Annotated in this window: 11 protein-coding genes and 1 pseudogene; 10 read left to right on the forward strand and 2 right to left on the reverse strand. The window is 69.5% G+C overall.

All coding sequences use genetic code 11. The annotated features are described in order from the left end of the window. Positions 1-91: 91 nt before the first annotated feature. The 6 genes and pseudogenes from G7070_RS15465 to G7070_RS15490 all read left to right on the forward strand — a co-directional run bounded on the left by G7070_RS15465 (position 92) and on the right by G7070_RS15490 (position 7,103). Positions 92-1,508: pseudogene (locus G7070_RS15465) on the forward strand (RNA polymerase sigma factor). Between the two features lie 281 nt (positions 1,509-1,789). After that, entirely contained in the window at positions 1,790-2,833 is a 1,044-nt protein-coding gene (locus G7070_RS15470; protein ID WP_166234481.1) for a LacI family DNA-binding transcriptional regulator, read from the forward strand. Then, positions 2,830-3,870: a tripartite tricarboxylate transporter substrate binding protein gene (locus G7070_RS15475; RefSeq protein WP_166234482.1), complete on the forward strand. Its 1,041-nt coding sequence runs from the start codon at positions 2,830-2,832 to the stop codon at positions 3,868-3,870. The genes G7070_RS15470 and G7070_RS15475 overlap by 4 nt, the downstream gene beginning before the upstream one ends. A gap of 61 nt (positions 3,871-3,931) precedes the next feature. Continuing rightward, positions 3,932-4,417: a tripartite tricarboxylate transporter TctB family protein gene (locus tag G7070_RS15480; RefSeq protein ID WP_166234483.1), complete on the forward strand. Its 486-nt coding sequence runs from the start codon at positions 3,932-3,934 to the stop codon at positions 4,415-4,417. Positions 4,418-4,428: 11 nt separating this feature from the next. Next, positions 4,429-5,928, forward strand: coding sequence for a tripartite tricarboxylate transporter permease (locus G7070_RS15485; RefSeq protein WP_166234484.1), 1,500 nt, complete (start codon positions 4,429-4,431; stop codon positions 5,926-5,928). Beyond that, positions 5,928-7,103, forward strand: coding sequence for a Gfo/Idh/MocA family protein (locus G7070_RS15490; protein WP_166234485.1), 1,176 nt, complete (start codon positions 5,928-5,930; stop codon positions 7,101-7,103). Before G7070_RS15485 ends, G7070_RS15490 begins: the two co-directional genes overlap by 1 nt. Before the next feature lie 103 nt (positions 7,104-7,206). Here G7070_RS15490 and G7070_RS15495 read toward each other — a convergent pair whose 3' ends face one another. Further along, positions 7,207-7,722, reverse strand: a complete 516-nt coding sequence (locus G7070_RS15495) for an O-acetyl-ADP-ribose deacetylase (protein ID WP_166234486.1) — start codon at positions 7,720-7,722, stop codon at positions 7,207-7,209. Positions 7,723-7,777: 55 nt separating this feature from the next. Between G7070_RS15495 and G7070_RS15500 the strand changes: the two genes are divergently transcribed. Then, positions 7,778-8,761 (forward strand): LLM class flavin-dependent oxidoreductase, encoded by a 984-nt coding sequence (locus tag G7070_RS15500; protein ID WP_166234487.1) that lies wholly within the window; start codon positions 7,778-7,780, stop codon positions 8,759-8,761. 162 nt (positions 8,762-8,923) lie between these two features. Here the strand turns inward: G7070_RS15500 and G7070_RS15505 are convergent, their stop codons facing one another. Next, positions 8,924-9,115, reverse strand: a complete 192-nt coding sequence (locus G7070_RS15505) for a DUF7455 domain-containing protein (RefSeq protein WP_166234488.1) — start codon at positions 9,113-9,115, stop codon at positions 8,924-8,926. A 189-nt stretch (positions 9,116-9,304) separates the two neighbouring features. Here G7070_RS15505 and G7070_RS15510 point away from each other — a divergent pair, with 189 nt between their 5' ends. The 3 genes from G7070_RS15510 to G7070_RS15520 are packed head-to-tail and all read left to right on the forward strand — an operon-like array spanning position 9,305 to position 12,808. After that, positions 9,305-11,395 carry a DNA gyrase/topoisomerase IV subunit B gene (locus G7070_RS15510; RefSeq protein ID WP_246227157.1) on the forward strand — a complete coding sequence of 697 codons (2,091 nt, stop codon included), beginning with the start codon at positions 9,305-9,307 and terminating at the stop codon, positions 11,393-11,395. A gap of 13 nt (positions 11,396-11,408) precedes the next feature. After that, entirely contained in the window at positions 11,409-11,936 is a 528-nt protein-coding gene (locus G7070_RS15515; protein ID WP_166234489.1) for a beta-class carbonic anhydrase, read from the forward strand. Further along, positions 11,936-12,808 (forward strand): SDR family oxidoreductase, encoded by an 873-nt coding sequence (locus G7070_RS15520; RefSeq protein WP_166234490.1) that lies wholly within the window; start codon positions 11,936-11,938, stop codon positions 12,806-12,808. Before G7070_RS15515 ends, G7070_RS15520 begins: the two co-directional genes overlap by 1 nt. Positions 12,809-12,836 lie beyond the last annotated feature (28 nt).

A 12,836-nucleotide genomic window follows, 5' to 3' on the forward strand; every position in this document is an offset into this window, starting at 1 on the left:
GCGGGCCAGCCTAGCCGCGGACTCCGCACACCCGGGGACGGGGCGAACACGCGCGGGCGTCCATTTGGGTCCGGCACCTCGGCGTGGAAGAATGAACACGCGCCGACCGTTGACAACTCCCGGTTCGGCCACGCCCAGAAGCGGACGAGGAGAGGTCCCAAGTGACTCCACGAAGCAGCGCCTCGAGCGCGTCCACCCCCGCCAAGCCCGCCGCCGCGCGCAGCCGCGCGAAGGCGACCGAGGGGGAGGCCGTCGAGGCCACGCCGCGCACCACGCGCAAGGCGCCCGCGTCCAAGGCGGGCACCAAGGCACCCGCCGCCAAGCCCGCGACCCGCAGCCGCGCCGCCAAGGCCAAGCCTGAGCCCACCGTCGCCGAGGTGCTCGACGAGTCCGCCGTCCAGGAGGTCTCGTTCAAGCGCGAAGGCGACGACGTCGTGCTGACGGTCGGGGGCAAGAAGCGTTCGCTCGACGACGTGGACGAGAACGCCCTCGACCTGTCCGAGGCGGCCAAGGACGAGAAGAAGATCAACGAGGACGAGGGCTTCTCGCTCTCGGACGCCGACGACGCCGACGAGCCGGAGCAGCAGGTCATGGCGGCCGGTGCGACCGCCGACCCGGTGAAGGACTACCTCAAGCAGATCGGCAAGGTCGCGCTGCTGAACGCCGAGCAGGAGGTCACCCTCGCCAAGCGGATCGAGGCCGGCCTGTTCGCCGACGAGTCGATCACCGAGGGCAACGTCAAGACCAACGACGTCGACGACTACCTCTGGATCGCCGACGACGGCCGCCAGGCCAAGAACCACCTGTTGGAGGCCAACCTCCGCCTCGTGGTGTCCCTGGCCAAGCGCTACACCGGCCGCGGCATGCTGTTCCTGGACCTGATCCAGGAGGGCAACCTGGGCCTGATCCGCGCGGTGGAGAAGTTCGACTACACCAAGGGCTACAAGTTCTCGACGTACGCCACCTGGTGGATCAAGCAGGCCATCACCCGCGCCATGGCCGACCAGGCCCGCACGATCCGCATCCCGGTGCACATGGTCGAGGTCATCAACAAGCTCGCGCGCGTCCAGCGGCAGATGCTGCAGGACCTGGGCCGCGAGCCCACGCCCGAGGAGCTCGCCAAGGAGCTCGACATGACCGCCGAGAAGGTCGTGGAGGTGCAGAAGTACGGCCGCGAGCCGATCTCGCTGCACACCCCGCTCGGCGAGGACGGCGATTCCGAGTTCGGCGACCTCATCGAGGACTCCGAGGCGGTCGTCCCGGCCGAGGCCGTCAACTTCACGCTCCTGCAGGAGCAGTTGCACGACGTCCTGGACACCCTGTCCGAGCGCGAGGCCGGCGTGGTCTCCATGCGCTTCGGCCTGACCGACGGCCAGCCCAAGACGCTGGACGAGATCGGCAAGGTCTACGGCGTCACCCGCGAGCGGATCCGCCAGATCGAGTCCAAGACGATGAGCAAGCTGCGTCATCCCTCGCGCTCGCAGGTCCTGCGGGACTACCTCGACTGAGGTCACTGTCGCACACCGCGAACGGCGGCGCCCCGAACCGGGGTGCCGCCGTTCCCGCTTCCTGTGCCTGCGGATGCCCTCGGGCCGGCCGCGCCCGGCAGCGCGACGTGACCTGAACGGCGCTCGTAGGCAAACGATTACTTGTTGCCAGCGGGGCTATTGACCCCACGCGAGCCAGTTGCTTAGATGCTCGACGTCGATAGGTAATCGTTTGCCTAGGGGCAGGGTCGCTCGCCGGAGACCGGCCGCTGCTTTCCGCTACACGTTCGAGGAGGTAGCTCGTGGCCAGGTATCCCACGCTGAAAGACGTTGCGCTGCGCGCCGGCACCTCGGCGGCCACGGTCTCCTACGTCCTGAACGGAGCCGAAGGCCGCTACGTGAGTCCTGAGATGAGGGAGCGGGTCCTGGCCGCCGTCGAGGCGGTGGGGTACATCAAGAGCTCTCCCGCGAGCAGCCTTCATGGCAAGCGGCGCGGGGTGATCGCCTTGCTGGTTCCCCAGTTCTCCAACGCCTACTTCACCCAACTGATGGTGGCGATCGAGTCGGTCGTCGAGCGGGAGGGCTACCTCCTGTCGATCTGCAACACCTTCGACGATCCCGAACGGGAACGCGACATCATCGTCAAGATGGCGGCCCAGCGGGTCGACGGGTACATCGTCATCCCCACGGTGGCCGCCGCCCGCAACACCGCCCCGATCCGCAAGCTCGACGTGCCCTTGGTGCTGGTGGACCGGCCCATCACCGGGGTGGAGGACGCCGCGCCGCAGATCACCCCCGACAACTTCGGCAGCGGATTCCAGTTGGGACGCCACCTCGGGGAAGCCGGGCACCGCCGGGCGGCGTACCTCGGCTGGGTGTCCGGCTTCGACGCCCTCGATGACCGGCGCCGCGGCTTCTGGGAAGGCCTGCGCGCGGCGGCGGACTCTCCGGTCGACGAGGTCTCCTACGCCGGGGAGTTCTCCCTCCGGGCCGGCTACGACCTAGCAGCCCGGGCGCTCCATGAGCATCCCGACCTGACAGCCCTGTGCATGGGCTTCAACGTCCCGGCGCGCGGGAGCGTCAACTATCTGGCCGAGCAGGGCATCGTCCCCGGCCGCGACCTGTCCGTCGTCCTCATCGGTGCACCCGACTGGGCCATGACGGGACAGAACGACTTCACGCTCGTCGATCTCCTCCCCGAGGAGATCGGTCGTCGAGCGGCGGAAGAACTCCTCCTCGAACTGTCCGCCTCCAACGCAGGACGCGGCCGAACCGTCGTGGAGGGCCGACTCCGGGTCGGCACATCGGTAACCAACCTGACAGGCTCTGAGGAGACAAGAAGATGAAGAGAATGGTGAAGCTCGCCGCGGTCGTGGCCGCCGCAGCGCTGGCGCTGACCGGCTGCTCGGGCAACGGTGCTGGCTCTCCCGGCGGCGGTGCGGGAACGGACTACCCCAAGCGCGACATCGGGGTGACCGTCCCGTTCAACGCCGGCGGCTCGACCGACCTCACCGCCCGCACGGTCGGCGAGGCGATGGGGACCTCGCTCAAGACGAAGGTGATGGTCACCAACACCCCGGGTGCCGGTGGGAGCGTCGGAACCCAGACCGTGATGAACGCGAAGAACGATGGCTACTCGATCCTGGCCGATGGCATGCTCGCCTTCACCTCGATGCCCGTCATGGGCACGCTGACGACCATGCCGAAGGACTGGGACTTCTGGCTGGCCACCTTCACTCCCAACGTGATCGCCGTGCAGAAGGACTCGCCCTACCAGACGCTGGACGACCTCATCCAGGCCATGAAGGACAAGCCGGGCCAGGTGAGCATCGGTACCGCCGGACCGGGGAGCGCGGGCCACATCGCCGCGGAGCTCTTCACCGGTGCGGCGGGCACCAAGTACCGCCATGCCCCCTACAACGGAGGCAACCCGGCGATCGTCGCAACGCTCTCCAAGGAGGTGGATGCCACCACCCAGCTCCTGGTCGAGATGCAGGACATGCTGGTCGCGGGGGACCTCCGCGGGCTGGCCACCTTCGCCGCAGAGGACATCAAGCTCGACAACGGCATCGTGATCCCCACGATGTCCAAGGCACTGCCCAGCACGGCCTCGATCCTTCCGATGGGGGAGACCACCGGGTTCGCAGTGCAGAAGGGGCTCGATGAGCAGATCCTGGCCAAGCTCGACGCGGGCTTCGCCGAGGCGATGAAGGACCAGAAGGTCCTGGACTTCTGCAAGACCAAGGGCATGACCCCGGTCACGATCGGCCGTTCGGAGTCGCAGGCCTACGTCGCGAAGCTGCAGTCGGTCGTCGCCTGGACCCTCCAGGACGCCGGCGTCGCCGCCAAGTCGCCCGACGAGTTCCAGATCCCGCGTCCGTGAGTCCCCTCGGTGGCCGGGACGCAAGTCCCGGCCACCGAGCCGCCCCTCCAGGAGGATCCCCATGGAAACAACCCGGAACCGCAGGCTGAACTTTCTCAGCTCGATCGTGCTGATCGCCCTCTCGGTGGCGATCACGGTCGGCAGCATCTACATCCTCACCGCCAGCCGTGCGTCCTTCATCGCCTCCCCGGGCCTCATGCCGCTGATGCTCGGCCTCGCGCTGCTCGGGATGTCACTGGCGCTGTTCGTGCAGAGCCTCCGGGACGGAGGCGTCCCCGCGCGGGTCGCTGAGTCGCGCGCATGGTTCGCGGAGATCGCCGCCGCCCCTGGCGCCAGGACCACCGTCATCGGCCTCGCGATCATGGCGCTCTACGCCTTCGTGCTGATGCCGTTCCTGCCGTTCTGGGCGGCGTCCCTGATCTTCATGATCGGGATGCTGGCCTTCCTGCGGGCCGCTCGCTGGTGGGTGATTCTGATCCTGTCGGTCGGCGTCGTGGGCCTGGTCTACCTCATCTTTCAGATCCTCTTCCGCGTTCCGCTCCCGTAAGGCAGATCGAGATGAACCCCTCCTACTTCCTGGACGCGTTGGGAACGGTCTTCGACCCGATCAACATCCTCGTCCTGCTGTTGTCCACCTTCATCGGGCTGGTCATGGGCATGCTGCCCGGCCTGTCCGCCACCATGGCGATCGCCCTGCTGACGGGCCTCACCTTCGGCCTGCCGACCCAGACCGCCCTGATCTCGCTGCTGGCGATCTACGTCGGGTCGATCTCCGGGGGCGCCCAGACGGCCATCCTGCTGAACATCCCCGGCACCCCCGCGTCCGCGGCCACCGCGGTGGATGGTTTCCCCCTCGCCAAACAGGGCAAGGCCGGCTACGCCATCCTGCTGGCGACCACGTCCTCGATGCTCGGCACGTTGATCAGCGTGGTCTTCCTGCTCACTCTGACACCCCTGCTCTCGCAACTGGCGCTCCAGTTCGGCGCCTGGGAGTTCTTCCTGCTCGCGTGCTTCGGCGTGGCCATCTGCGGAATGCTCACCTCCAAGGGCAACGCTCTGCGCGGCTGGATCTCGGGCTTCCTGGGCCTCTTCGTGGCCCAGATCGGGCTCGACAGCATCGACTCATTCCCCCGGTTCTCCTTCGGCAACGTGAACCTGATGGCGGGCATTCAGTTGATCCCGGTGATGATCGGGCTCTTCGGGTTCCCGGAGATCGTCAAGGCATTCCGCCCGGAGGAGCAGTCCATCATCCGGGTCGCCGGAATCAAGATGGGCGAGGCCATGGCCACCATGCGGCGGAACTGGCTGCCCGTGCTGCGTTCCTCCGTCATCGGCACCGGAGTGGGGATCATCCCGGGGGTCGGCGAGGACGTCGGTGGCTGGCTGTCGTACGCGGCCAGCAAGTCCGCCGGCAAGGACCCGGACTCGTTCGGCAAGGGCAATCCCACCGGCGTGATCTCGGCCGAATCGGGTAACAACGCCTGCATCGGCGGCGCGATCATCCCCATCCTCTCGCTCGCCGTTCCGGGATCCGCCCCTGCCGCGGTGCTCCTGGCCGCCTTCCTGATGCACGGGTACCGGCCCGGCCCGCTGCTGGCCAAGCAAGCCCCCGAGTTCGTGGTCCAGGTGTCGATTTACCTCGCCATCGCCGCCCTGGCGATGTGGGGGCTGGCGCTCATCCTCATGCGCTTCACGGTGCACATCCTGCGCCTCCGCAAGCAGGTGCTGATGCCGATCATCTTCGTGCTCTGCGCGATCGGGTCCTACCTGATCAACTACTCCCTGTTCGACGTGGCGATGATGTTCGTCTTCGGGTTGATCGGCTACTTCATGTACGAGTTCGGCTTCCCGGCGGCGCCGTTCCTGCTCGGCGTGATCCTCGGGCCGATGGCCGACAGCAACCTCCGTCGGGGGCTCATCCTCAGCGACGGCAGTCTCATGCCGATGTTCACCCGTCCCATATCGCTGGTCTTCATCGTGCTCATCGCCTTGGTGCTGGCCACCCAACTGGGGTTCTTCACGAGGCGTTCCTCCTCCAAGAAAGCGAAGGTCTCCTAATGGCTGACATCGGCGTGGGAATCGTCGGAACCGGGTTCATCGCAGAGATCCACGTGGCGGCGTTGCGCCGCGTGGCGCGTCACAACGTCCAGGTGGTCGCCTGTGCGTCGCCCGACAGTGCCGCGTTCGCGGCGCGGCACGGGATCCCCGTCCATCACCCAGACTTCGAGGCCCTGCTCGCCGACGAATCGGTGGACGTGATCGACATCTGCACTCCGCCCGCCCTGCACGCGGGCATGGTCCGTCGCGCCCTCGAGGCGGGCAAGCACGTGATCTGTGAGAAGCCGTTCACGGGGTTCTTCGATGTGGGGGAGCGAGGGGCCGACGGGTTCGACCGCCAGGAGATGTACGACGTTGTGATGGCGGAGATGGACGAACTGCGCGATGCGGTACGCCGCAGTGGCCTGGTCTTCGGATACGCCGAGAACTACATCTACGCCCCCGCGGTGCAGAAGAGCCGCGAGCTCATCCAGGCCGCCGGCTCGAAGGTGCTCCTGATCCGCGGAGAGGAGTCGCACAGCGGCTCGCACGCACCCCACGCGGCCCAGTGGCGGGCCAACGGGGGCGGATCCCTCATCAGGCAGGGCTGCCACCCGCTCTCGGCGATCCTGTACCTCAAGCAGGCCGAGGCGCAGGCGCGGGGCACGACCGTCGCGGTGGCGTCGGTCCTGGGTGAGCAGGCCACGTTGAGCAATCTGCTCACGGAGCGGGAGCGTCGCCACATTGCAGCCCGCCCCTTCGACGTCGAGGACTCAGCCACCCTGCTGCTGACCTTCGACGACGGAACCCGCGGCATCGTCAACGCCTGCGACATGGTCGTGGGGGGAGTTCGCAACGAGGTCGAGGTGTTCACCAACGAGAGCGTGCATCTGTGCCAGATCTCTCAGAACGACGCCATGCGGGTCTTCCACATCGAGGAGCCGCGGGGGATCCACCTCACTGAGAAGGTCGAAACCACCGCGGGCTGGCAGGACGTCCAACTCGAGGAGCTCGTCATGCGCGGCTACGTGGGGGAGATGGAGGACTTCGTGGAATGCGTCGCCAACGGCGGCACGCCGCAGTCCGACATCGAACTCGCCTACGCGACCACCCAGGTCCTCTATGCGGGCTACCTGTCCGCGTCGACCGACCGTCGGGTGCACCTGCAGGACCGCGCCGACACGCGGGTGCCGTGAACCGTGCTCACAGGGGCGTCGGGGGGCCCGCCTTCGGCGACCGTCCTCGAGGCGCCGACGTTCGAGCGGATGCGGGCGGTGAACCCGCTCGCCGGTGTCGGGTTCAGCTGACGAGGGCCCGCCTGAACGCGTCCCGCAGCCGGTCGGAGAACAGCACGAAGCGCACCTCGTCGATCCCCGGCATCGGGTGGCCGCGGACGGCCGCCACCGCGATGCGGGCGACCTCGTCGGCGTCCCAGCCGTAGACCCCGGCGCTGACGGCCGGGAACGCGACGCTGCGGGCGCCGAGCTCGACCGCCCCGTCGAGGGAGCGGGTGAAGCAGGACGCCAGGAGCGCCGGGTCGGTCTGGCCCGCGTGCGCGTTCGGGCCGACGGTGTGGATCACCCAGCGCGCGGGCAGGTCGAAGCCCGGCGTCGCGACGGCGTCGCCCACCGGAAGCCCGTCGGGCAGGGTGGTCGCACGCAGTTCGCGGCAGGCGGCGAGCAGGCGCGGCCCCGCGGCCGCATGAATGGCGCCGTCGACGCCACCGCCGCCCAGCAGCGAGGAATTGGCGGCGTTCACGATCGCGTCGACGGCTTCGCGGGTCAGGTCGCCCCGGTGGCAGGTGATGCGGGTCATGCCCCCATCCTGCCGCGGTGTGCCGGCGGACGGTACGCCGCGTAGGGTCGGGGCCATGAGCACCGTCCCCGTCTCCGTCCTCGACCTGGCGGGAGTCGCCGCCGGGTCCACCACCTCCGACGCGTTGACCGCCACCGTCGAGCTCGCCCAGGCCGCCGACCGGCTGGGGGCTCACCGGTTCTGGGTCGCCGAGCACCACAACATGGCGGCCGTCGCGGCGACCAACCCGCCCGTGCTCATCGCCGCGGTCGCCGCCCGCACGAACCGGATCCGGGTCGGCTCCGGGGGCGTTATGCTGCCCAACCACTCGCCCTACGTGGTCGCGGAGCAGTTCGCCATGCTCGAGGCGCTGTATCCCGGCCGCATCGACCTGGGCATCGGGCGCGCGCCGGGCGCGGACCCGATCACGTCCTGGGCGCTGCGGCGCACCCAGGAGGGCCTGGGGCACGAGGAGTTCACCGAGCACGTCCGGCTCGTGGACGCCTGGCTGAGCCCTGCGGGCGTCCGGGCCGGGATGGGGCACACCCTGCGGGCGACGCCGGCGGCGGCCAGCTACCCGGAGATCTGGCTGCTGGGGTCCTCGGACTACTCCGCGCGCCTCGCGGCGCAGTTGGGGATGAGCTTCGCCTACGCGGGCCACTTCGGTCAGCTCGACCCCGCCGACGTCATCGGGCTGTACCGCAGCGGCTTCCGCCCCAGCCCCACCCTCGCCGAGCCCCGCAGCATGCTGTGCACCTCCGCGCTGGTGGGTGCCACCCCGGAGGAGGCGCGCTTCCTGGCGGGCCCGTCCTCGGTGCAATGGCTCAACCTGCGCCGCGACGTCCGCGAACCCATCCCGTCGCCGGCCGAGGCGGAGCGCAGGCTCGCCGAGCTGGGCGACATGGAGGTCGGCGGCACCAAGGTCGTCGGGACACCGGAGGAGGTCCGCGAGCGGCTGGCGTCCATGGTGGCCGCCAGCGGCGCGGACGAGCTGATGATCGTCACGACGGCCTTCGACGTCACCACCCGGATCGAGACCCTGGCGGCTGTGCTGGAGTGAGCGGGGTCGCCCGTCTCGCGGGCGCCCACTGTGCACCGCGTGGACCCGGTTCGGCCCCGGGAGGGAGCCTCGGGCGGGTGGATGAAAGACGGTGGATGAAAGAAAGACGGTGGGCCCCGGCTGAGTGCCGGGGCCCACCGTCGTGGCGTGAAGGGTGGTGGGTCAGTTCAGACGATCCGTCTCGTCCTGGATCTTGAGGGCGACCTGCTGCAGCTTGTCCTGGTGGGCCCGCGCGTGATGGGCACAGAACAGGAGCTCGCCGCCGGACGGCAGGGTGACCCGCAGGTAGGCCTGCGCGCCGCAGCGATCGCAGCGGTCCGCGGCGGTGAGCGAGTCCATCACCGAAGTGCTCATGGGCGGTCCTTTCCGAGTTCGACCGGTGTCATCGACTAGAACGCCGACACCCCGACCTTTGTTCCCTTGCTCCGAAGTTACAGGAGCGGAACAACCGTGGGGGGATGTGGCCGCGCGGTGTCACCGGATCGTCACCTTCGCCGGAGCGGTGCGACCGGGATCGTCGGCTGGTGACAGTAGGCTGCACGGGTGACTTCGACCGCCGCCGCCAAGACTGAGAACCGGGACTACGAGGCCCGCCACCTCCTCGTCCTCGAAGGCCTGGAGGCCGTCCGCAAGCGCCCCGCCATGTACATCGGCTCCACCGACACCCGGGGCCTCATGCACTGCATGTGGGAGATCATCGACAACGCGGTGGACGAGGCGCTGGCCGGCTTCGGCTCCGCCATCACCGTGATCCTGCACGCCGACGGTTCGGTCCAGGTCGACGACCAGGCGCGCGGCATGCCGGTCGACATCGAACCCCGCACCGGCCTGTCGGGCGTCGAGGTGATCTTCACCAAGCTGCACGCCGGCGGCAAGTTCGGCGGCGGCTCCTACAACGCCACCGGCGGCCTGCACGGCGTCGGCGCGTCCGTGGTGAACGCCCTGAGCTCGCGGCTCGACGTCGAGATCGACCGCAACGGCTTCACGTGGGCGATGTCGTTCCGTCGCGGCGTCCCGGGCGTGTTCGACGGCGAGGGCCCCGAGGCGTCCTTCACCCCCGACAACGCCCTGCGCAAGATCGGCAAGGTTCGCAAGGGCGTGACCGGTTCGCGGGTGCGGTACTGGCCCGACCGGCAGATCTTCCTCAAGGACGCCAAACTGTCCGGCACCCAGTTGGCCGCCCGCGCGCGGCAGACGTCGTTCCTCGTGCCCGGCCTGGCGATCACCGTCGACGACCGGCGCATCGCGGGCGAGGAGCACACCGAGACGCATCTGCACGAGGGCGGCATCTCCGAGTTCGCCGACTACCTCACCGAGGGCACCCCGGTCACCGACGTGCTGCGGCTGCAGGGTTCCGACCGGTTCACCGAGACCGTCCCGATGCTGGACGCTGCGGGCGCCATGACCCCGACCGACGTCGAGCGCGACCTCGACGTCGACATCGCGCTGCGGTGGGCGGGCGGCTACGACGCCAAGGTCGTCTCGTTCGTCAACATCATCGCCACCCCGAAGGGCGGCACGCACGTGCAGGGCTTCGAGCGGGGCCTGGTCCGGGCGTTCGGCAGGGCGCTGGACGGCAGCCGGCTGCTGAAGTCCGGCGAGGAGGTGACCAAGGAGGACATCCTCGAGGGGCTGACGGCCGTGGTGACGGTGCGGCTGGCCGAGCCGCAGTTCGAGGGCCAGACCAAGGAGGTGCTGGGCACGCCGCCGGTGACGCGGCTCGTCACGCGCATCGTGGAGACCGAGCTCAGCGAGTTCCTGACCAGCCAGAAGGCGGCGCTGCGCCCGCAGGCCCGCGCGGTGCTGGAGAAGGCCGTCGCGGCGTCCCGGACGCGCGTGGCGGCCCGCATCCACAAGGAGAACCAGCGCCGCAAGACCGCGCTGGAGTCCAGCACGCTGCCGACCAAGCTGGCCGACTGCCGCAGCTCCGATCAGAGCCGCAGCGAGTTGTTCATCGTCGAGGGCGACTCGGCGATGGGGACGGCGAAGCTGGCCCGTAACTCGGAGTTCCAGGCGCTGCTGCCGATCCGCGGCAAGATCCTCAACGTGCAGAAGGCCTCGGTCGCCGACATGCTCAAGAACGCCGAGTGCGCCGCCATCCTGCAGGTGGTGGGCGCCGGGTCGGGCAAGACCTGCGACCCGGACCAGAGCCGCTACGGCAAGATCATCTTCATGGCGGACGCCGACTCCGACGGCGCGCACATCCGCACGCTGCTGACGACGCTGTTCTTCACCTACATGCGCCCGATGATCGAGGCGGGACGCGTCTACACCGCCGTCCCGCCGCTGCACCGCTTCGAGCTGACCAAGCCGAAGAAGGGCCAGGACAAGTACATCTACACGTACTCCGAGACCGAGTACCACCGCAAGCTCGCCGAGCTGACCAAGCGGGGCGTCGGTTTCAAGGAGCCGCAGCGGTACAAGGGCCTGGGCGAGATGGACGCCGACCAGCTCAAGGAGACCACGATGGACCCCCGGCACCGGCAGCTGCGCCGGATCACCGTGGAGCAGGGGGAGTCCCTGGAACAGGCGCGCGCCACGTTCGAGAAGCTGATGGGCAACGACGTGGCCCCACGCAAGGAATTCATCGTCGAGGGCGCTTTCGCCCTGGATGCCGAACGGATCGATGCCTAGGCAGGAGCAGACCATGACGCAGGACCTCACCTCATCCCGGCCGCGTCCCCCCGAGGGGTTCGCCGACCTGATCGCTGCGAACAGGCGTTACTCGATCTCGTTCCCGCACGGCTTCGACGGCATCGCGCACGCGGGCGTCCTGATCCTGACGTGCATGGACTCCCGGCTGGAGCCGCTGGAGATGTTCGGGCTGTTCCTGGGCGAGGCGAAGATCCTGCGCACCGCCGGGGGACGCCTCACCGACGCGGGCCTGGCGGCCATGGTGATGGGCGTGCACAAGCTGCGCGTCAACCGGATCCTGATCGTGCCGCACACCTCCTGCGCCGCCGCCTCCAAGACCGAGGAGGAGATGCGCGCCACGATCGAGGAGATCGCCGGCGTCGAGGTGGGCGACTTCCGCTTCGGGGTCGATCCCGATCAGTTGGGCCGGCTCCGCGAGGACGTCGACGCCGTCCGCGCGCATCCACTGATCGGCCCGTTCGCCGAGGTCGGCGGCTTCCTGTACAACGTCGAGACCGGCCAGGTCGAGCAGATCTGCTGATGGCCGGGTCCAGCGTCGTCGTCGTCGGGGCGTCGGGCTACCTGGGGCGCCACCTCGTGGCGGAGTTCGCGGCGCGCGGCGACCGGGTCTGCGCCGTGGTGCGCGACCGGCGCCGCGCCGAGGCGCCCGGGGCGCACGGCGCGCCCGCGCTGGCCGGCCTGCCCGTGCGGTGGCGCGAGGTCGACGTGGCCGACCCGGCCGCCCCGCTGGGCCTGGCGCCCGGCGACCGGGTGGTCTCGGCTCTCGGCGTCACCCGGCAGAAGGCGACGCCCTGGGAGATCGACCTGCGCGCCAACCTGCGCGTGCTGGACGCCGCCGAGCGCGCGGGCGCGTCCTCGTTCAGCTACGTGGGCGCCCTCGGCATGGACGCCCGCACCTCCGACCTGCTGCGCGCCAAGGCCACCTTCGCCGCCGCGCTGCGCCGCGCCGACCTGACCGGGCACGTGATCGACCCGTCGGGCTACTTCAGCGATCTGGGCTGGTTCGTCGACATGGCCCGGCGCGGCCGGGTCCTGCTGGTCGGCGACGGTTCCGCCCGGCTCAACCCGATCCACGGCGCCGACCTGGCCGCCTTCATCGCGGACCGGGTCGCCGGTCCGGCGGGACGCTGGGAGGTCGGCGGGCCCGACACGCTCAGCTACCGCGAGATCGGTGCGCTGGCCTGCGCCGCCGTGGGGCGCCCGCCCGCCTTCTGGGAGCTGAACGATCGGGTCTGTGGCGCCCTCCAGTGGACGGCCGACCGCCTGGGTCGGCGCACGGGTGAGTTGGCCCGGTTCTTCCTGGCCGGCCTGCGCACCGACGCGGTGGGCGAGGCCACCGGCGTCCACCACCTGGCCGACCACTTCGCCCGGCTCGCGGCCCAGAAGGGCTAGTCGGGCCGGGCGGACTGCTTCCCGCCGA

Origin of the sequence: Propioniciclava coleopterorum, from assembly GCF_011393335.1 — a bacterium.
Lineage (GTDB): Bacteria > Actinomycetota > Actinomycetes > Propionibacteriales > Propionibacteriaceae > Propioniciclava > Propioniciclava coleopterorum.

Bases quoted from the DNA above. Each gene is read 5' to 3' on its own strand.
- G7070_RS15475 (WP_166234482.1), top strand. From the start codon at position 2,830: ATGAAGAGAATGGTGAAGCTCGCCGCGGTCGTGGCCGCCGCAGCGCTG.
- G7070_RS15480 (WP_166234483.1), top strand. From the start codon at position 3,932: ATGGAAACAACCCGGAACCGCAGGCTGAACTTTCTCAGCTCGATCGTG.
- G7070_RS15485 (WP_166234484.1), top strand. From the start codon at position 4,429: ATGAACCCCTCCTACTTCCTGGACGCGTTGGGAACGGTCTTCGACCCG.
- G7070_RS15490 (WP_166234485.1), top strand. From the start codon at position 5,928: ATGGCTGACATCGGCGTGGGAATCGTCGGAACCGGGTTCATCGCAGAG.
- G7070_RS15495 (WP_166234486.1), bottom strand. From the start codon at position 7,722: ATGACCCGCATCACCTGCCACCGGGGCGACCTGACCCGCGAAGCCGTC.
- G7070_RS15500 (WP_166234487.1), top strand. From the start codon at position 7,778: ATGAGCACCGTCCCCGTCTCCGTCCTCGACCTGGCGGGAGTCGCCGCC.
- G7070_RS15505 (WP_166234488.1), bottom strand. From the start codon at position 9,115: ATGAGCACTTCGGTGATGGACTCGCTCACCGCCGCGGACCGCTGCGAT.
- G7070_RS15515 (WP_166234489.1), top strand. From the start codon at position 11,409: ATGACGCAGGACCTCACCTCATCCCGGCCGCGTCCCCCCGAGGGGTTC.
- G7070_RS15520 (WP_166234490.1), top strand. From the start codon at position 11,936: ATGGCCGGGTCCAGCGTCGTCGTCGTCGGGGCGTCGGGCTACCTGGGG.